Consider the following 19,868-nt stretch of genomic DNA (forward strand, 5'->3'; position numbering starts at 1 on the left):
CTGCCATTTCACTTTGTAACGCATCACGAGAAGGTAAAACATGAAATTATTCACTTTACTCCGTACGCTCCCTATTTTTGCAACCCTGTTTTTTATTCAAGTAGAAACGGCGTCTGCGGCTGGCGTCGGCATCAATGCTACTCGAGTTATTTTCAACCAAGGAAATCAGTCAGTCCCTGTCACTCTGCGCAATAGTACAGAGAAGGAAGAATATTTGGTTCAGGTTTATCTGACAAAAACCGCCAAAGGTGCGGCGCAAGACCAAGCTTTAGATGTGCTTCCTCCTATGTTCTATCTGGCATCAAGCCAGCAGCGCGATGTTCGTTTAGTGGAAGGTGCAGGAGCATCTGTATTACCGAAAGATAGGGAATCAGTTTTTTATTTTCATGCTAGAGCCATTGCGGCAAGTGAAAAGAATGTTGGGCAGCAGAATGCAGCGATGAAAGGTGAAGTGAAAATTGCATTAGAGAGTGTGATTAAAGTTTTTTATCGCCCTAAAAACCTGACGTTAACGGTAGAGCAAGCTCAAGGTAGCCTGACATTTGAAGAGACAGCGAGCGGAATCAAAGTGATTAATCCATCGCCGTATTACATCACGTTGTCATCATTGAGTGTGGGGGGAAAAGCGGTGACGTTAAACCCTGAAATGAATAACACCATGATAGCGCCTTTTAGCAGTATGGATTACCCAACCCCGGTGAAAAAAGGCAAAAAAGTCTGGGCTGCCATCAATGATCTTGGGGGACGAAGTGAGTATTCACAACCTTAAACTGGGACAGTATCGATGGGCGCTTTTCGCTGGGATATTTTCCATTGTGGCGATACCTGAAGTGAATGCAGCGAATACCTTAGAGTTGACCGCAGAAATTGACAATGCAGGAGAGTGCGATATTGCGGTTAGCCCTTCATTGATTGAATTCAAACGACGTCCTTCTGTGGGCGAATTTGCGGCGAATGATGCGGTAGATATCCAGCTATTAAGCTTGTCGTATAAATGTACGGGCTATGAAACCAATGCTCGCCCTGAAATAAAAGTGACAGGGAATACAGCTGCCGATACCAATTTGTTTTTAACAGCTGATCCAAAAGGCGCCAAAGGTGTTGGTTTTATGCTGAAAGATGGCGCGGTGAAGGAGCTTTCTGGTTATTACAATGCAGGAAAAACAGTCGTTAATGGTGATTCTGTGCTTCTACCTGCAGGGGATAATGATGGAGAAAAACCTTTTACGGTAGGGTTTATTCGCCAAGTCGGTAATAACACCGTCACTGCAGGTGCTGTGAAAGCTGCCATTTTATTCACTGTTGTGATGCCATAAATGGAGGTGATATGAACAAATATTCATATTTTCTTATAGCTTCATTATTCGGTTTCACAGGGGAAATGTTTGCAGCCTCAAATTCGGTGAGTATTAATTTTGATGCGCATTTATATCGCAGAACGTGCGATGTAAACCTCTCCGAAAGTGTGGTGGCTTATGGAAAAGTGAAACCTCAAACCATTGTTGATAATGACTTAGGTACCAGTACCGCTCTGAATCGTAATGTTATTTTAACCTTAGCTAACTGCTCAGGACTGGGAACATTAAATGGTAGCAAAGTCATTGTGACTGGCCCTAGTCAAGTCATGAACGGGGAAGCCTTGTTTAAGGAAAGTGGCTCTTCAGGCGGTGTGGGGATTCGATTAAAAGCAGATGGAAAAAATAAGGTCAGTGGAGATTCAGTTTGGGATTTGTCTACGACCAGCAATCAAGGAAGTCAAATTACAGTGGTCACGGCACTTTCATGTGGAAATTGTCAAAACGTTCAGAAAATTCAATTAGGCACATTTAAAGCCACCATGATGTTTACCGTTTTAGCTTATTGAGCCGTTTATTGAGTGATAAATCTATTAATAATAAAAATAACGGAATACTTTCAAAAATGTTTAAGAAAACAGGTGCATTATTTTTCATTTCTCATTTATTGGTGCTGTTAATTAGCATTAACGTTAATTCAGCACAAGCGGGATTACGTCTAGAAAAAAGTCGTATTATTTGGAGTGATTCCGACACTCAGCAATCAGTGGCATTAACCAATGACAGTGATGACATTTATTTAATTCAGTCCGGTGTATTTAATACACCAACGGGCACTCAAGAATCGCCACTGTTTTCTGTTATTCCACCTTTATATCGTTTAGATGCGAATAAACAGCAAACGATGAAAGTCTTATTACAAAGCTCTCCAGAATCATTGCCTCAAGATAGAGAGTCAGTTTTCTATTTTAGCGCGATTGCTATTCCTGGTGTTTCTCCTGAATTAACAGAAAATGCAGCGGCGCAATTATCTATCGGTACTCGCTTAGTCATTAAGCTATTTTATCGTCCCGTTAAATTTACTCAGTCGCCAGATGCTGCCGTTGCTAATTTGCAATTTCATACATCGCCGAAAGGTTTATGTGTAGCGAATCACTCCCCTTATTTTATTACGCTCAGCGAAGTCAAAGTGGGTAATCAAGTGTTTGCTCAATTCGCTGGCACGATGGTGGCACCTTTTAGTCAGCAGACATTGGCGATTTCAGAATCCATTTCCGTACAAACTCCGATGCGTTGGCAAGCCATCAATGATTACGGTGGTGACACTGCACCTTACTCCGGTTCGGTGAAGGAAAATAAGGGGTCGTTATGTCAGTAATGAAATCGCTGTGTGGGTGGGTTTTAATGATGACGCTAAGCCATGCATTTGCCTCAGAGACAAATGAAGGTTTTCATTTTTCACCTGAACGTTTGGTCTATTTGGAAAGTAATACCAAAGGGATCTCTGCGGGTCTACAAAATGGTACCTCAAAAGCGGCATTGATCCAGGCGCAGGTTGTACCGACAGATCTTCAAACCGGTTTACCTTTGACTGAACATCAAGGGGAAAGTCATGAGGCTTTTTTGATTACGCCGCCATTACATAAATTAGATATCAATGAGCGTTTTAACTGGCGTATTCAGCGTGTTAATGATGGAAAGCTCGCTACCGATAGAGAAACTGTTTTCTACGTTGCACTGAAAGTGATCCCAGAATCTAGCGCGAATGATAAGACCTCATCACAATTTATTTTGGCGCCAACTATTTATTTAAAAATGTTGTATCGCCCGAAACAAATTGAAGAATTGCGTTTAGATGCTCAAACCGCAAAGTTAGACGTCACTGTGCAAGGCAGCAAAATCACTATTACTAATCCAACGCCACTCTCTATGACATTAGCCAGCCTGTCAGTGGGGGATTATGAGGTGCCAGTAGAAAAGTTCACCCATGGAATTGCCCCTTTTGGGCAACAGGTTATTTTTCTCGAAAAAAATGTATCAGGTACGATTACATGGCGTGTGTTGAATGAATACAGCATACCGACAAAGGTTGAAGTGAGAGGCGAGAATGAAAGCTAAAATGCGTGATGGCGCTTTTACCGTCTCTCCGATTGCTTTGGCTCTGGCATGTTGTTTATCCATGGGGAATGCGGTGGCAGAACCTTATTTTGATCCGACACTATTAAATCTACCTGAAGGAACTAGCATAGATAGCATTGATTTATCTGCATTTACGCGCTCTGAATCGGTAACGGCGGGGCGTTATATGGTTACACTGAGGATCAACAAAGAAGATCAAGGGCAAAAAGAGATCTATTTTTCCGCAGATACGGCGGGAAATATTGTGCCGGAAATTACACCTGCGTTATTAGATGAATATGGCGTTAATGTTGAGAGTATTCCAACATTAAGATCCTTACCAAAAGATGAACCGATTGCGTCTTTAGAGGCTGCTCTACCAGATTCTCAAGTTCAGTTTGATATATCTAAGTTGGATCTCAATATCAATATTCCTCAAGTTGCCATGCGTCATAAATCGCGTGGTGCGATAGACCCGAGTTTATTGGACCAAGGGGTCACTGCGTTTTTGTTTAATTATCAAGTCAATGGAAGTAAACAAAAGCACAGTGGCTCCAGTGCAAGTGGTAAAAATACCAATGATTCGTTGTATGCCAATATTAGCGGTGGTTTTAACTTGGCGGCGTGGCGCTTGCGTTCAAACTTTCAGTATATGGAAAACAAATCCAAGAGCAATGGCTACAGCACTAGTCATCGGGAAAGCGAGTTTTCGCGCACAACGGTTTCACGGGACATTCAGCGTTTAGATTCTGAGTTAGTGATTGGGGAAACCAGTACACTCAGCGATGTCTTTGATAGCGTTCCATTTAAAGGTGTTCGCTTGTTATCGAATGAACTCATGCTGTCCAAAGGAGATCGTGGATTTGCTCCGGAAATTCGTGGTGTTGCAATGTCTAACTCGCGGATCATCATCAGACAAAATGGCAATATTATTTATCAAACCTATGTGGCACCGGGACCTTTTGTCATCAATGATATTTATCCAACGGGAACGGCAGGGGACTTAGAGGTTTCTGTTCAAGAGGAAGATGGAACAACGCGAGTATTCACTCAAGCATTCTCTTCATTGCCTGTCATGCAACGTGCTGGCGGAGTTAAATATGAAGTTGCTGCGGGTAAATATGATGGAGGGATCACGGACGGTTCCAAAGAGCAGCAGTTTATTATGGGAACGCTGATCTATGGTTTACCGAAGTCAATCACTCTGTATACAGGTTTACTCGGGGCAAATCATTATTGGAGCGGAATGGTTGGAACTGGGATTTCACTCGGTAGTTTTGGTGCGCTTTCCATGGATATTACCCACGCACAAGCCTCAATTAATCATGAAAGTAAGCAAGGGCAATCTCTTCGTGTTCGCTATTCTAAAAACTTATCAGAAAGTGGCACATCCGTTGATTTAACCGCACTGCGCTACTCAACGAAAGAATACTACAGTTTTGCGGATTTCAACCAAGTGGGTTATCAGTTAAAAGAGAACGTTGCACCGTGGCTTAATGGTCGCCAGCGTAGCAGTTTCCAAACCTATATTAACCAATCTCTGGGTAAATGGGGTTCTATCTATTTACGCGGAATGCGCAGTGATTATTGGGGTAAATCTGACACAGTAACGACGCTAGGCATTGGTTATAACGGTTTTTATCGTGGTATCAACTATGGCATTGATTACAGCATTAGCCGTACCGAAGGTAATGGAAATTGGCCTGAAAATAAGCAAGTTAGTGTGAATATGAGTATTCCATTCAGCATTTTCAGTGAACACAAGAATATTGAGAACATTAATAGTACGTTCCAAGTGAGCCATGATAATTCAGGGCGCACTTACCAGCAGGTTGGTATTAATGGCCAGTTATTAGATAACAAGCTGAGTTATCAGCTGACTGAAAGTGGCGATAATCGCGATCAAAAAATGACAAACTCGGTGAATGTGGGCTATCAAGGCAGTAAAGGGTATTACGGTGGCGGATATAGCTATGGTCGTGATAGCCAAATGATGTATGCCAATGCATCAGGTGGAATAGTTATCCATTCAGGTGGTGTTTTGCTAAGTCAGTATTTAGGTAATTCGGCAGCCATAGTTTATGCCCCAGATGCAGCGGGAACTAAGGTGAATAATGGCTCAACGGTTATCGATGCCAATGGCTACGGTATTATTCCGCATTTATCAGACTATACGCAAAATATTGCAAATTTGGATGTGAATACATTACCAGAGAACGTTGAAAGCAAAGAGAATGCGCTGAACCTTTACCCAACTAAAGGGGCAATCGTGAGAGCGAACTTTAAAACCTTAAAAGGGTATCAAGCGATGATCACTTTGCAGCAACCGAACAACGTTCCAATGGGCGCAATCGCCTCGTTGCACCAAGATGATAATACAGATGATGCCATCATTTCAGGCATTGTGAGTGATAACGGACGCGTTTATTTAAGTGGATTGCCAGAGTCAGGGCAGATAGTTATCAAATGGGGTAAAAGTGGTTCCGAGCGCTGCGAAGCGCCTTTTAATATGGATAAATCCACAGAAAATGCCTATTCATCATTACGCAATTTAACCCTATCATGCCACTAATTGGATGAATATTTTATGAAAATCAATGTAATAAAGAACAAGATATTAGTGGGATGGAAAAGCTTACTACTGGGCAGTGTGTTAGCTTTTATGGCGAGTATACCCAGTTTTGCCAAAACAGTGACGGTTATGAATGGACGTGGATTGATTGGTGTTTATGGTGAATATAATACTTCGCTAACGGGGATGACGAACCCACCCGCTTGGAATGAAAAGGCTAATTTTTACTATGTACAGTTTTATAATAATTTTAATGGAGTCATAAACTACTGTGTTGATCGTGGGGGGTTAGTCATCAATATTGATGGTGTCAGAGGGATGCCTATTGCTGGCGGTGAGATGATCATGGTACCTGAATTTGTGTTTGTTGATGAAAGAAGAAACTACTCAAACAATAGCTACCTCGATACCATCACTGGGCATTTTAATGGATGGGGATCTGGCACCAATGAGCAGTTAGGTATAGGAGACTGCCTCTGGTCCCCCAATCAAAGTACGCCAACACCGGCAATACGCCATACCGTTACCGCAACAGGGCGTATGTTGATTTATGGAACGGGTAACCAACGTAGTGGCACCTACCGATTAGATGATGATATTGGCATTGTTATTCAAAATCCTCAAAATAGAACGACTGCCAGGCAAATTGTTCCCAAAACAGAAAATATTATCGTGACGGTATCAGGGCTAACTTGCACATTAAATACACCATCTTATGTGAATTTTGGTTCTCATAGTGCAAGTAGCAAAAGTAATGAGTTGCTTTCTACTATGCGAAATAACATGTCGGTGCAGTGCGATCAAATTGCGAATAAGATCGCCGCGACGATTTCGTTATCAGGCAATGTGAAGCCGCAGTACTACGCAGGCAATAATCTGGAAGTGAACTTATTGAATGCTCAACAGCAAGCCGGTGCGTATGTCAAAATGTACGTCATGGTTAATGGTAATAAAACACCGATTACCTTAGATCAGAAGCCGATTGATTTAGCTAAAATTACCGCACTACAAACCAATGTTAGCTTTAATAATGAGCTAGTGTATGAGCTTTATTCTCGTGGTAATAATGTGGCGGGTAAGGTGAGTGGCAGTGCAGAATTATCAATAATTATGCGCTAAAAGTAAGATGAATTAGTCCGTGATTTAAGGCGTTACTTTTGTGGTAACGCCTTAATTTTTTATAAGTTACTTATTTTGGTAAGTATTGATGGAACTCACGATCCCTGCAGCATCTAAACCGAGATCTGCTAGTAACTCATCTTGGGTACCTTGGGGGATAAAGAAATCCGGTAGGCCCAAGTTCAGAACTGGTAGAATTTTCTTCTCGCTCATCAGGAATTCATTCACACCGCTGCCTGCACCGCCCATAATCGCATTTTCTTCCAGCGTTACGATTAGGTCATGGGTATTGGCCATTTCTAGGATCAGCGCTTCATCTAATGGTTTCACAAAACGCATATCCACGACGGTGGCATTGATTTGTTCTGCGGCTTCTAAGGCGTTACTCAGTAATGTCCCAAAGCTGAGGATCGCCACTTTTTCGCCTTGGCGGCGGACAATCCCTTTACCAATTTCAAGCGGTGCTAATGGCATTAGCTCAGCCCCTGTACCTGCGCCACGAGGGTAGCGAACCGCGGTAGGACCTTCTTGATAATGGTAGCCAGTGTGCAGCATTTGACGGCATTCATTTTCATCACTTGGCGTCATGATCACCATTGTTGGGATGCAACGTAAGAATGAAATATCGAATGATCCTTGGTGAGTTTGACCATCAGCACCGACGATACCGGCACGGTCAATGGCAAACATCACTGGGAGTTTCTGGATGGCCACATCGTGGATCACTTGGTCGTAACCACGTTGTAAGAACGTCGAGTAAATTGCTACGATCGGGTTATAACCCCCAATGGCAAGACCTGCGGCGAAGGTGACTGCATGCTGCTCGGCAATCGCGACATCAAAATATTGGTCTGGGTACTCTTTCGAGAAACGCACCATACCAGAACCTTCACGCATCGCTGGGGTGACGGCCATCAGTTTATCGTCGTCTTTAGCTTCTTCACATAACCAATCCCCAAAAATTTTGGAGAATGTCGGTCTGGTATCTTTGCTTTTTGGTAACGTAAAAGTGGCAGGGTCAAACTTAGGTACGGCGTGCCAGCTAATTGGGTCTTTCTCTGCCGGCTCATAGCCACGACCTTTTTTGGTCATAATGTGCAGGAATTGAGGGCCTTTTAACTCGCGCATATTTTTTAACGTTTGGATCAGCGCAATCACATCGTGTCCGTCAACAGGACCAATGTAGTTAAAGCCTAATTCTTCAAACATGGTGCCAGGCACAACCATGCCTTTGATATGTTCTTCCGTTTTCTTGAGTAACTCTTTGATTGGCGGAATATTCGAGAAAACTTTCTTTCCACCTTCACGCAGCGTGGTATATAGCTTGCCGGAAAGTAAATGGGCTAAATGGTTATTCAGCGCGCCAACGTTTTCTGAAATCGACATTTCATTGTCGTTGAGGATCACCAGCATATCGGGCGCAGCATCCCCAGCATGGTTCATTGCTTCGAAAGCCATACCCGCAGTAATGGCGCCATCACCGATAACACAAACTGTTTTGCGGTTTTTATCTTCTTTTTCTGCGGCGATAGCCATACCTAAACCGGCACTAATGGAGGTTGAGGAATGACCAACACTAAGAATGTCGTACTCGCTTTCGGCACGCCATGGGAATGGATGTAACCCATTTTTTTGACGAATGGTGTCGATTCTGTCACGGCGCCCAGTCAAAATTTTGTGTGGGTACGCTTGATGACCGACGTCCCAAACAAGATTATCAAACGGGGTTTTATAGACATAATGTAGAGCAACAGTTAATTCAATGGCGCCCAACCCAGAGGCAAAGTGACCGCTCGAGCGACTGACGCTATTTAATAGAAATTGTCTCAGTTCATCACAAAGCTTTGGCAAGCTTTCTTTTGGCAGAAGGCGCAGTTCATCAGGCGTCTCTGCCAGTGCCAGCGTTGGATATTTCGCGGTATCTATACTCATTAGGTGCTCACTACTTAAATTAATTAGGGCGATGCCTGTTAACGTCGAGCGGTTGCTGACCGTGCTTTTTTTGTGTTGAACGTATTTTATAAGTCGTCACAACGGCTCTAAGTTACTCAGGTAATCAATGTTATAATTATCAGTCTTATCTATACCAAAAGGCAAAGCATATTGTTAGCTTTTGCGCTCAATGACAAAATTGGCTAAAGCTCTCAATAACTCTGTATTGTAACCTTGAGATTGCAATGATTCTAAAGCCGCGATCGCATCTTGATAGAGCTCTTTGGCTTTTTGTTGAGCAGCTTCAAGACCTAACAGTGATGGATAAGTGCTTTTTTCATGTTGTTCATCAGCACCTTGGCGTTTGCCTGTCACTGCGCTGTCTCCGATGACATCTAGAATATCGTCTTGAACTTGAAAGGCAAGCCCAATAGATTCGGCGTATTTATCTAAACTAGCTAATGCTTGATGACCTTTATGACCTGCGGCATAGGCGCCGAGACGAATAGCGGCTCGAATTAACGCGCCAGTTTTATGCTGGTGGATACGCTCGAGCGAAATTAGATCAACGCGCTTGCCTTCAGCATCAAGATCCAATGCTTGTCCACCGCACATCCCCGCTAAACCGCTGGCATAAGCCAGTTCTGCAATCATCGCAATACGGTCTTTATCGGACACATCAGGCATAGGGGCGCTGGAGAGTAATTGGAATGCGAATGTTTGTAAGGCATCTCCGGCGAGTACGGCATTACCTTCACCAAACTTTATGTGGCAAGTTGGTTGCCCGCGGCGCAGGTCATCGTCATCCATGGCAGGTAAATCGTCATGGATCAGCGAATAAGCATGAATGCATTCTACAGCGGCAGCGGGCGCATCTAAGTTATCAAGGCTAACGCCCAGCATTTCACCGACGGCATACGTTAAGAAAGGGCGTAAGCGTTTACCACCAAGTAAAGTGCCATATTTCATGGCTTGCGCTAATGGCAAATCAGCAAAAGGGAGCGCATCTAATGAGGTTAATAAGTATTGATTAACTCTGTCATGAGCTTGGCGTTGCTGGCGCACAAAGGTGTCTGGGTGTTGTTCGGACATAATTTATTCTGTATCAGGTGAGAAATCGTCGAGGGCTTTATTTTCGTCATCGCTCAGCAAAATTTGTACACGTTGTTCTGCTTGCTGGAGGACTTTTTGACCTTGCTTAGCAATTTGGACGCCTCGCTCAAATTCGTTTAAGGCATCTTCCAAAGGCAGCTCTCCGGATTCTAGGCGAGCGACAATTTGCTCAAGCTCTTGAAGCGAGTTTTCAAAACTAACAGTGGGAACTTGCTGAGATTTTTCTTTAGCCATAATCGTTAATCACTAATGTTAAATCACTTAAAAGTGGGGGGAACTTTAATTATTGTGCAGACTAACTTAGTCTCGCAATGGTTACAATTTATTATTGGTGTTTTTAGATTCAGTACGCAAGATAGTGCTATAATACGCCTCTTTATTGACAACTGGTAAAGTGCACGACAGTCACTTTTTCGCAACGTCCGTTTGCCCCACTAACCAAGAACATGCCACGACTATGAAGTTTATTATTAAGTTATTCCCAGAAATCACTATCAAAAGCCAAACAGTTAGACTCCGTTTTATTAAAATTCTAACCAGTAATATCCGCAATGTATTGAAGAGTCTTGGCGAAGAGATCTCGGTTGTCCGTAATTGGGATAACATTGAAGTGCGTGTTAAAGGGGAATCAAAGCACGACGAAATTTGTGACATGCTGAGCCGTATTCCTGGTATCCACCACATCTTAGAAGTTGAAGAGAAGCCTTTTACCAGTTTACACCATATTTTTGAAATGACACTGGAAGCCTACGGGGCATCGGTGGAGAACAAAACGTTCTGTGTGCGAGTGAAGCGCCGTGGTAAACACGAGTTTTCATCCATTGATGCAGAGCGTTATATCGGCGGCGGCTTAAATCAGCATATTGCTTCTGCAAAAGTGAAACTGAAAGATCCTGATACCACCGTACATCTGGAAATTGAAGGTGATAATTTGATTCTCGTGAAAGCGCGCATCGAAGGGATCGGTGGTTTCCCAATTGGTACACAAGAAGATGTACTGTCACTGATTTCAGGTGGTTTTGACTCCGGGGTTTCCAGCTATATGTTAATGCGCCGTGGTTGCCGAGTGCATTACTGCTTCTTTAATCTCGGCGGTGCTGCCCATGAAATTGGCGTAAAGCAAATTGCTCACTATTTATGGAACCGCTTTGGCAGCTCCCATAAAGTGCGTTTTATTGCCGTTAACTTTGAACCTGTTGTGGCTGAGATTTTAGAGAAAGTCGATGACGGTCAAATGGGTGTCGTATTAAAACGTATGATGGTACGTGCGGCTTCTAAAGTGGCTGAGCGCTATGGCGTTCAAGCTATCGTAACGGGTGAAGCACTGGGACAGGTTTCTAGCCAAACGCTAACTAACTTACGTTTAATTGATAATGCGTCAGATACCTTAGTGTTACGTCCGCTGATCTCTCACGATAAAGAACACATTATCAAGTTAGCTCGTCAAATTGGTACGGAAGATTTCGCGAAAACCATGCCGGAATATTGCGGTGTGATTTCGAAAAGCCCAACCGTGAAAGCGGTGAAAGCACGTATTGAAGCGGAAGAAGAGAACTTTGATTTTGGTATTTTAGAGTCTGTCGTTGAGCAGGCACAAAACATTGATATTCGCGAGATTGCGCAAGAAAGTCTTGAGAAAGTACCTGAAGTTGAGATGGTTAGCCAACTTTCGGCAGATAATGAAGTTATCTTAGATATTCGCTCAATCGATGAGTTTGAAGATAAACCATTGAAGGTCGAAGGAATTGAAATTAAACATATTCCATTCTATAAGCTTGGTACGCAGTTCGGTGATTTACCTAAAGAGAAAACGTACCTGCTGTATTGCGACCGTGGCGTGATGAGCCGTCTGCAAGCGTTGTACTTGAAAGAGCAAGGCTTTGAGAATATTAAGGTTTATCGCCCGTAAGTTGTCAGGTGATATTGAACAAAAAAGCGAGCTGATTAGCTCGCTTTTTTGTTTCTAATCTTCCAGATAATCATTAATGCCCGGTGGCAAAACGAGTTGTGAGGCGACATTGGCAGCGGTTTCTCGCCCTTGCAATAATTCAATCAATTTCAGTGCAAAGTCAAAGGCTGTTGCAGGGCCTTGGCTAGTCAGTAAATTCACTCGCTCATCAAAATAGACGCGTTTATCGACCCATTTATGGGCTGGAATTTTATCCCGCATGCTTGGAAAACCAGTCATGTTTCCGAGAGGAAATAGCTGGTGGTATTCCAAAACTAATGCAGGGGCGGCACAAATGGCTGCCACAATTTTTCCATCTAAATGCATGCGCCTGACTTTCTCAACCACCAGTGGGCTATCACGAAAAGCTTCTGCACCGGCTAGACCGCCGGGTAACACGATGGCGTCAAAAGGTTCGTCCGCAACGCGGATGATGGGCAGGTCAGCAACGAGTTTAATACCTCGAGATGCGGTTATCTCTAACGCTCCGTCTTCCGTCACACTGGCTAATGTCACTTGTATTCCGGCACGAACCAGTAAATCGGAGGTAGTGACTGTTTCAATTTCTTCACTACCATTGGCGATGCATATCAGCACGGAGGTTGTCATAACTTTGTTCTCTATTTTTAATTAAGTGGTACAAACGGTCATTCTCAGGGGTGGCTAAGCCATGAGCTCGGGCTTTTTTGATTAAGAAGCCCGTGATGTAATCAATTTCAGTTCTGCGATGATGACGCACATCTTGCAGCATGGATGAATAGTTTTCTGAGGTTTGATGAATAATGTCATAGACGCGCTCAGTCATCTCTTCTTTATCTGTATGCAATCCCTCGGCAACCATCACTTGGCAGCATTCATCTATGACCCGAACAATCTGTTCTGGATAGTGAATGATTTGCCCATTGGTACAATTGTGTTCCGTGGAAAGCGGGTTTATCACGCAATTAACCACCAGTTTTCGCCAAATAGTATTAAGGATTTGATTATGCCATGCCACATCCGGTAGGGCTTCATGCAAAATATTGGCGATAGGGTAATAAGCTTCTGCTTGAGAGTTGACGGCGCCGATATGAGTGATGCCGCTAGCAATATGAAAAACTTGGTTGTTATCTTGCCATGCCGCATGAGTTGTGACCCCACTCAAAAATGGATGGCGTAATGTGCCTAACTCTTCCAATGTGCCTAATCCGTTATGCAGTAGGAGAATAGGGCTAGTTTCAGGAATAATGGGCAGCAGGGGCAATAAGGCATCCGAAACTTGCCATGCTTTCAAACAGACGATCACTAATTCGCTTGTGTGTAGGTGCTGATGATTATTGCAAGGAATTAATTCGCGGAAAATTTTATCGTCAGGTCCATTAACATCAACAAATAAGTCGGATTGAGCAACTCGCAGCCATCCTTGAACATCGTGTCCTTGTGAGGAGAGGGCGGCTAGCCAAAGTTTACCAATAGCACCACAGCCAATCAGGGTTATTTTCATCGATTTTCCCTACTATCTGAGAGCGGTTGATTTGGATTAATAACCGCCATCATAGCGATTTTAATAGGATATCCAAATAATTAGTTGTGTTATACAAGTGAGCCAATCTGACAACATGGAGTGTCATGGGCAAATAAGCTATTATAAGCCAATTGATTATAGGAGAGCGTTAAAATGCCATCATTTGATATTGTATCTGAAGTTGAAATGAGTGAAGTCCGCAATGCGGTAGAAAATGCTCAGCGCGAACTTACTAGCCGTTGGGATTTTAAAAACATCACTGCAAGCTTTGAACTGAACGATAAAAATGAGTCTATCAAAGTGACCAGTGAATCCGATTTCCAAGTTTTACAACTGCTTGATATTTTAAGAGAGAAAATGGCAAAACGGGGAATTGATGGCGCAGTGCTGAATGTCCCTGAAGATATTGTACATAGTGGTAAAACTTACAGCGTGGAAGTGACTTTAAAACAAGGCATTGAAGCGAGTATGGCGAAGAAAGTTGTTAAGCTGATTAAAGACAGCAAGTTGAAAGTGCAGGCGCAAATTCAAGGTGAACAAGTGCGTGTAACGGGCAAAGCGCGAGATGATTTGCAAGCTGTTATGGCGTTAGTCCGTGGCGGCAATTTAGGTCAACCATTCCAGTTCAATAACTTCCGCGACTAATTGATAAGCGTGTTTTAGTTATTGAAAATAGCCCGCGATATTGCGGGCTATTTGTTATTTATAAGATTACATATGATTAAGCATGAACAATGGCTTCAAGCTCTGCTCGGTTAACCACTTTTTTATCAATCTTGATATAAATACTCATCTCTTCAGCAATCACAACCACATCAAGCACACCGTTCATGGCTTTTAACTGTTCCTGAAGCTTACTGATATTTTTAAAACGATGCGGGAGAACCATGCGAATACTGCTGACGTAAGGCGGTTGTTTCATGGTTAAGCTGATAACGAACCAGATAACGCAAAGTAGTAATCCGCCGATAAATACGGTACTGGCCCCTTCAAATTTATACAACCAGCCGCCCAGAATTCCGCCTAAGGCTACTCCTAGAAATTGGCTGGTGGAGTAGACGCCCATGGCTGTGCCTTTGTATCCGGCAGGCGCTTCTTTACTGATCAGGGACGGCAAAATGGCTTCCATCACGTTAAATGCAATAAAGAACAGTTGGATCCCTAAGAAGATAATCCAAAGTTGGCGACCTGATTGCCATAAAACAATTTCCGCAGCCGCTAAGAGCAAAATGCAGAACAGGAAAACCTGCTTCATCTTGCGCTGTTTTTCCGCGTAAATAATAAAAGGAAGTACGCAAACAAAGGCGACTAACATGGTGACTAAATACGCTTTCCAGTGATCTTTTGCCAAGTAACCGGCATCGGCCATGATCAAGGGGAGGGCGACAAAGCTGGACATTAACAGTGTATGTAGGCTTAAAATCCCAACATTCAGCTTGAGAAGTTGAGAGTTAAGTAAAACGGCTTTTAAATTGCTTTTAACAAAAGCAGATTCACGGTTTACAACATGGTGAGTATTGTTAGGTACCACAAAGATAGTAACGAAAATAGCGCCGACGGCTAATAAAGTGATTCCCCAAAATAAACCGCTTAAACCAACGGCATGGGTTACAATCGGTCCTAAAACTAAGGCAATAGCAAACGTTACGCCAAAGCTTATACCTAAAAATGCCATCGCTTTTGTACGATTTTGTTCACGGGTCAAATCCGATAACAAGGCCATAACGGCAGCAGAGATAGCGCCAGCTCCCTGTAAAGCTCGACCAATAATAATGCCCCAAATAGAATCGCTTAATGCGGCAATGACGCTGCCCATAATAAATATCAGCAACCCAAAAATAATCAGTGGTTTGCGACCAATACGGTCAGACATTAAACCAAAAGGAATTTGAAAAACAGCTTGGCTAAGCCCATAAATACCAATCGCCAAACCAATCAAAAACTCGTTAGCGCCCTGTAAATGCATCCCATAGCTGGTGAGGATCGGGAGCACCATAAACATGCCAAGCATGCGAAGGGAGAATACGGATCCTAGTCCCCAAGTTGCTCGGAGTTCTAAAGCTGTCATTTTATTATCGTTCATAAATACTCGTCATATTTCGGGTTGTAGCTGTGTTGGCAGCGCTCACTAACTCAGGTCACATACTGGTGTATGCTCCCTGAGATTAGTTTCACTTGCCGCCTTGCTACAACACGAACTATTTTGAGTATTCAATTTCTATTCTTTTTATTTCGGGCTGTAGCGGTGCTGGTGTTAATTTGATTTTAAATCAATGAGTTAAGTTAGTTTGCTATATGACAATATTGGTTTATTAATAGCAGGCGGCTATTTAACCATAAAAATCATCACAAAAATATTCGCAGACAAAGAAAAACGGCGGGAAGTTTGCACTCCCCGCCGTTTGAACACATTTATTGTCAATGATGCAATAAATTATCGGACTAACGCTATAACAGTATCGCTTGTAACGGTTGGGTCAACTGACATCATCACACTTAGCGAAGTAATCGCAACGATGGAGAAGATGAACAGTTTACGCGCCCAAACTCGGTCGTCATTTTCGGTTTTGAAACCAGAAATTGCCATACCAAGCCACCATAAGCTAACCGCAGCGCCGACAACCAGATATTTATAGCCCGCGTATCCGCTAATCGCTAACATTAATGTTGCGACCATAAACGCAAGGATATACAAGAATATATGAGTCTTAGCGACAGATATGCCCTTGATCACCGGTAACACCGGAATGTTTGCGGCTTTGTAATCCTTAAAGCGGAAAATTGCGATGGCATATGAGTGCGGCATCTGCCACAAGCTGAATATTAATAGCAGGATTAAGGCTCCAGCGTCAAATTCATTTGTGACAGCGCAGTAGCCGATAACCGGTGGTGCTGCGCCAGATAGGCTGCCAATCAACGTGCCATAAACTGACTTACGCTTCATGTACAGGCTATACACGCCCACGTACACAATGAAACCAATGAGTGCAAGTAGCATTGCCAGTGCATTGGCTGCTACGAGTAGCAGCACCATACCAGCAATACCTAATGCAGCAGCGTAAATCAGGCTAACTTTCGGGTCAATCAGCCCTTTAACTAAAGGGCGATTCTTAGTTCTTTCCATGATACGGTCAATATCACGGTCGATGTAGTTGTTAAATACACAACCAGAAGCCACGACCAATGATACACCCAGCAAAGTCGCAATAAACAGCGGGTAGTCAATTGACCCTTTAGAGGCCAGCAGAAAACCGCCGATCACAGAAATCAGATTTCCGAATATAATTCCTGGTTTGGTCACTTGCAGGTATTGCTTAAACATATCGGCAACTCTTTAGTCGAGCATCATATTGATGTTCAGGTTGTACATAATCCACAGAGAGCCAATAACAACGATACCGATGATTAGCATAGTGAACAGGAATGCAATCAGGTTCCAGCGCTCATCTGATGATGTATTCATGTGTAAGAAACAAACAAGGTGTACAAGGATTTGCACAACAGCCATTCCAACAACAGTTGCTAGAATAACGCCTTGTGAAGCGGTTCCATTCATCACCATCCAGAAAGGAATTACAGTCAGGATAACTGACAGAATAAAGCCAATCAGGTATGTCTTAACGCTACCGTGGCTTGCTCCAGTATGAGCATCTTTTGCATGACTCATTTAAATAGCCCCCAGAAGATAAACAACGGTAAATACACAGATCCAAACAACATCTAAGAAGTGCCAGAACAGGCTCAGGCAGTTCAGACGGGTTTTGTTAACCGCAGTCAGACCACGACGACAGTTTTGGATAATCATCAGAATGATCCAAACCAGACCACAAGTTACGTGGATACCGTGAGTCGCAACTAATGCGAAGAAAGCAGATAAGAAGCCACTGCGATCTGGGCCGTAGCCTTCAGCGATCAGTTCGTGGAACTCATAAACTTCCATAACAACGAAGCCAAGACCAAATAAGAAAGTAATGAACAGCCATAAGTTAACGGCAGCCACTTTCTCTTTGTGCATTGCAATCATTGCAAAACCGTAGGTGATACTACTGAATAACAGTAAGAATGTTTCACCTAATACGAACTGCAAACTAAAGATGTCTTTACCAGCAGGACCGCCAGCAGTGCCATCAGATAAAACCACGTAAGTTGCAAACAAGCTAGCAAACAGGATCAGGTCACTCATTAAGTAGATCCAGAATCCGAATACTTTTGTTGCACCCGCATCGTGGTGCCCATGCTCTGCATGGGCTACATTATGATTAGTCATTGTATTAGTTGACATCGTTCACACCTGCCTTACGTAATTCTTCAAAGTGCTTATTCTCGATTTGTTCGATTTCAGCCACAGGTACGTAGTAATCAACATCTTCGTCGAAGCTTTTTGCAATCCAAGTAACAATCATGCCACCGAAACCAACGATTGCCAGCCACCAGATGTGCCAGATCATTGCGAAACCAAAAATTAAGCTAAATGCAGCGATGATAACGCCAGCGCCTGTATTTTTCGGCATATGAATTTCTTCATATGAAGTAGGTTTCTTATGAGCGATACCTTTCTCTTTCATATCCCACCAAGCATCGCGAGTTTGAATCTGTGGTTCAACAGCGAAGTTGTAGAATGGTGCCGGAGAAGAAGTTGCCCACTCCAGAGTACGTCCACCCCATGGGTCACCGGTTAAATCACGGTTTTCATGACGGTCACGGATACTCACGATAATTTGGATAACTTGGCAAGCAATACCCAGAGCAATCAGACCAGCACCACACGCAGCTGCAACCAGCATACCGTGATAGGTTGGATCAATATTTTGGCTCAGACGACGGGTCATGCCCATAAAGCCAAGGATATATAACGGCATGAATGCTAAGAAGAAACCAGTGATCCAGAACCAGAAGGCACGAACACCCCATTTCTCATTCAGTGTGAAGCCGTAAGCTTTCGGGAACCAGTAAGTCATACCAGCGAAGCATCCGAATACTACACCACCGATAATAACGTTATGGAAGTGAGCAATCAGGAACAGGCTGTTGTGCAGAACGAAGTTCGCACCTGGAACCGCTAAGAGAACACCAGTCATACCACCCACAGAGAAGGTGATGATAAAACCGATAGTCCATAACATTGGTGATTTGAACTCGATACGACCTTGGTACATGGTGAACAGCCAGTTGAAAATCTTAACCCCTGTAGGGATTGCGATAATCATTGTAGCGATACCAAAGAAGGCGTTAACGTTCGCACCTGAACCCATCGTAAAGAAGTGGTGTAACCAAACGATGAAGGACATAACGGTGATAACGATGGTTGCCCACACTAATGAGGTATAACCAAACAAACGCTTTTTCGAGAAGGTTGCTGCAATTTCTGAGAACACACCGAACACTGGCAGAACAAGGATATACACCTCAGGGTGACCCCATGCCCAAATCAGGTTGATGTACATCATCATGTTGCCGCCCATATCGTTAGTGAAGAAATGGGTGCCCAGATAACGGTCTAATGTCAGTAACGTGATGGTCACTGTCAGAATTGGGAATGCTGCAATAATCAGGATGTTGGTACAGAATGCTGCCCAGCTAAATACTGGCATTTTCATCATCGACATACCCGGTGCACGCATGCGGATAATGGTCGCGAAGAAGTTAACACCTGTTAATAGCGTACCAATACCGGATATCTGGAGACTCCATATCCAATAATCGACCCCGACCCCAGGGTTGTACTCCAAGCCGGACAGAGGAGGGTATGCTAACCAACCAGTTTGTGCGAATTCACCTACCCCTAATGAGATGTTGATTAATACAACACCTACTACGAAGAACCAGAAGCTCAGGGAGTTAAGGAATGGGAATGCAACGTCACGGGCACCAATTTGCAGAGGAACAACTAAGTTCATCAGACCAACAACAAATGGAGTTGCCATGAAGAAAATCATGATAACGCCGTGCGCTGTAAAGATCTGATCATAGTGGTGAGGGTTTAAGAAACCTTCTTGACCCGCTGAAGCCAGCACTTGCTGACCACGCATCATGATAGCATCCGCGAATCCACGGAATAACATCACCATCGCAACGATGATGTACATAATACCAATTTTTTTATGGTCAACAGACGTTAACCACTCTTTCCACAGCCATTTCCATTTTCCGAAATAGGTGATTGCACCAACTAAGCCAAGTCCACCGAGGACAATGGCAATCAGTGTAATAACGATAATCGGTTCATGAAGTGGAACTGCGTCCAGTGTTAATTTTCCAAACATGCCC

Annotated in this window: 19 protein-coding genes; 9 read left to right on the plus strand and 10 right to left on the minus strand. The window is 43.4% G+C overall.

The window, feature by feature from the left end:
- Positions 1 to 40: 40 nt before the first annotated feature.
- From ACIH2S_RS03855 to ACIH2S_RS03885, 7 genes are read left to right on the plus strand one after another with little or no spacing between them, the layout of a single operon-like run.
- Positions 41 to 769, plus strand: coding sequence for a fimbrial biogenesis chaperone (locus ACIH2S_RS03855; protein ID WP_430248136.1), 729 nt, complete (start codon positions 41 to 43; stop codon positions 767 to 769).
- Positions 750 to 1,316 carry a fimbrial protein gene (locus ACIH2S_RS03860; protein ID WP_234413564.1) on the plus strand — a complete coding sequence of 189 codons (567 nt, stop codon included), beginning with the start codon at positions 750 to 752 and terminating at the stop codon, positions 1,314 to 1,316. Before ACIH2S_RS03855 ends, ACIH2S_RS03860 begins: the two co-directional genes overlap by 20 nt.
- Before the next feature lie 11 nt (positions 1,317 to 1,327).
- A complete protein-coding gene (locus ACIH2S_RS03865; RefSeq protein WP_222717601.1) occupies positions 1,328 to 1,864 on the plus strand; it encodes a fimbrial protein in 537 nt (178 codons plus the stop codon).
- Positions 1,865 to 1,920: 56 nt separating this feature from the next.
- Entirely contained in the window at positions 1,921 to 2,673 is a 753-nt protein-coding gene (locus tag ACIH2S_RS03870) for a fimbrial biogenesis chaperone (RefSeq protein ID WP_321146760.1), read from the plus strand.
- The gene (locus ACIH2S_RS03875) at positions 2,664 to 3,413 is read left to right on the plus strand and encodes a fimbrial biogenesis chaperone (protein WP_349487998.1); all 750 of its coding nucleotides are present in this window, start codon (positions 2,664 to 2,666) and stop codon (positions 3,411 to 3,413) included. Before ACIH2S_RS03870 ends, ACIH2S_RS03875 begins: the two co-directional genes overlap by 10 nt.
- Positions 3,403 to 5,985, plus strand: a complete 2,583-nt coding sequence (locus ACIH2S_RS03880) for a fimbria/pilus outer membrane usher protein (protein WP_231138141.1) — start codon at positions 3,403 to 3,405, stop codon at positions 5,983 to 5,985. Before ACIH2S_RS03875 ends, ACIH2S_RS03880 begins: the two co-directional genes overlap by 11 nt.
- 15 nt (positions 5,986 to 6,000) lie before the next feature.
- Positions 6,001 to 7,104, plus strand: a complete 1,104-nt coding sequence (locus ACIH2S_RS03885) for a hypothetical protein (protein ID WP_349487997.1) — start codon at positions 6,001 to 6,003, stop codon at positions 7,102 to 7,104.
- 66 nt (positions 7,105 to 7,170) lie between these two features.
- On the opposite strand, the gene dxs is transcribed toward ACIH2S_RS03885, so the two are convergent.
- From dxs to xseB, 3 genes are all read right to left on the minus strand, one after another.
- On the minus strand, positions 7,171 to 9,036 hold the full coding sequence (dxs, locus tag ACIH2S_RS03890; RefSeq protein ID WP_036953864.1) for a 1-deoxy-D-xylulose-5-phosphate synthase: 1,866 nt from the start codon (positions 9,034 to 9,036) through the stop codon (positions 7,171 to 7,173).
- Between the two features lie 174 nt (positions 9,037 to 9,210).
- Positions 9,211 to 10,128 (minus strand): (2E,6E)-farnesyl diphosphate synthase, encoded by a 918-nt coding sequence (gene ispA / locus ACIH2S_RS03895; protein WP_036953867.1) that lies wholly within the window; start codon positions 10,126 to 10,128, stop codon positions 9,211 to 9,213.
- A 3-nt stretch (positions 10,129 to 10,131) separates the two neighbouring features.
- Complete coding sequence (gene xseB / locus ACIH2S_RS03900) at positions 10,132 to 10,383, minus strand: exodeoxyribonuclease VII small subunit (protein WP_036953869.1); 252 nt, start codon at positions 10,381 to 10,383, stop codon at positions 10,132 to 10,134.
- Between the two features lie 223 nt (positions 10,384 to 10,606).
- Here xseB and thiI point away from each other — a divergent pair, with 223 nt between their 5' ends.
- On the plus strand, positions 10,607 to 12,058 hold the full coding sequence (gene thiI, locus ACIH2S_RS03905) for a tRNA uracil 4-sulfurtransferase ThiI (RefSeq protein WP_108479254.1): 1,452 nt from the start codon (positions 10,607 to 10,609) through the stop codon (positions 12,056 to 12,058).
- 54 nt (positions 12,059 to 12,112) lie between these two features.
- Here the strand turns inward: thiI and yajL are convergent, their stop codons facing one another.
- Both yajL and panE read right to left on the minus strand, forming a co-directional pair.
- On the minus strand, positions 12,113 to 12,706 hold the full coding sequence (gene yajL / locus ACIH2S_RS03910) for a protein deglycase YajL (protein ID WP_036953876.1): 594 nt from the start codon (positions 12,704 to 12,706) through the stop codon (positions 12,113 to 12,115).
- Positions 12,669 to 13,580, minus strand: coding sequence for a 2-dehydropantoate 2-reductase (gene panE, locus ACIH2S_RS03915; protein ID WP_036953879.1), 912 nt, complete (start codon positions 13,578 to 13,580; stop codon positions 12,669 to 12,671). Before panE ends, yajL begins: the two co-directional genes overlap by 38 nt.
- Before the next feature lie 174 nt (positions 13,581 to 13,754).
- Between panE and ACIH2S_RS03920 the strand changes: the two genes are divergently transcribed.
- Positions 13,755 to 14,246: a YajQ family cyclic di-GMP-binding protein gene (locus ACIH2S_RS03920; protein WP_036953882.1), complete on the plus strand. Its 492-nt coding sequence runs from the start codon at positions 13,755 to 13,757 to the stop codon at positions 14,244 to 14,246.
- 76 nt (positions 14,247 to 14,322) lie between these two features.
- Here the strand turns inward: ACIH2S_RS03920 and ACIH2S_RS03925 are convergent, their stop codons facing one another.
- From ACIH2S_RS03925 to cyoB, 5 genes are all read right to left on the minus strand, one after another.
- Complete coding sequence (locus ACIH2S_RS03925; RefSeq protein ID WP_036953884.1) at positions 14,323 to 15,684, minus strand: MFS transporter; 1,362 nt, start codon at positions 15,682 to 15,684, stop codon at positions 14,323 to 14,325.
- A 351-nt stretch (positions 15,685 to 16,035) separates the two neighbouring features.
- Positions 16,036 to 16,923 carry a heme o synthase gene (cyoE, locus tag ACIH2S_RS03930; RefSeq protein WP_036953887.1) on the minus strand — a complete coding sequence of 296 codons (888 nt, stop codon included), beginning with the start codon at positions 16,921 to 16,923 and terminating at the stop codon, positions 16,036 to 16,038.
- Between the two features lie 12 nt (positions 16,924 to 16,935).
- Positions 16,936 to 17,268 (minus strand): cytochrome o ubiquinol oxidase subunit IV, encoded by a 333-nt coding sequence (locus ACIH2S_RS03935; protein WP_006657209.1) that lies wholly within the window; start codon positions 17,266 to 17,268, stop codon positions 16,936 to 16,938.
- Positions 17,269 to 17,883: a cytochrome o ubiquinol oxidase subunit III gene (locus ACIH2S_RS03940; protein ID WP_036953890.1), complete on the minus strand. Its 615-nt coding sequence runs from the start codon at positions 17,881 to 17,883 to the stop codon at positions 17,269 to 17,271.
- On the minus strand, positions 17,873 to 19,864 hold the full coding sequence (cyoB, locus tag ACIH2S_RS03945) for a cytochrome o ubiquinol oxidase subunit I (RefSeq protein ID WP_036953892.1): 1,992 nt from the start codon (positions 19,862 to 19,864) through the stop codon (positions 17,873 to 17,875). The genes ACIH2S_RS03940 and cyoB overlap by 11 nt, the downstream gene beginning before the upstream one ends.
- Positions 19,865 to 19,868: the final 4 nt, after the last annotated feature.

The sequence above is a fragment of the Providencia lanzhouensis genome (genome assembly GCF_050469745.1).
Lineage (GTDB): Bacteria > Pseudomonadota > Gammaproteobacteria > Enterobacterales > Enterobacteriaceae > Providencia > Providencia lanzhouensis.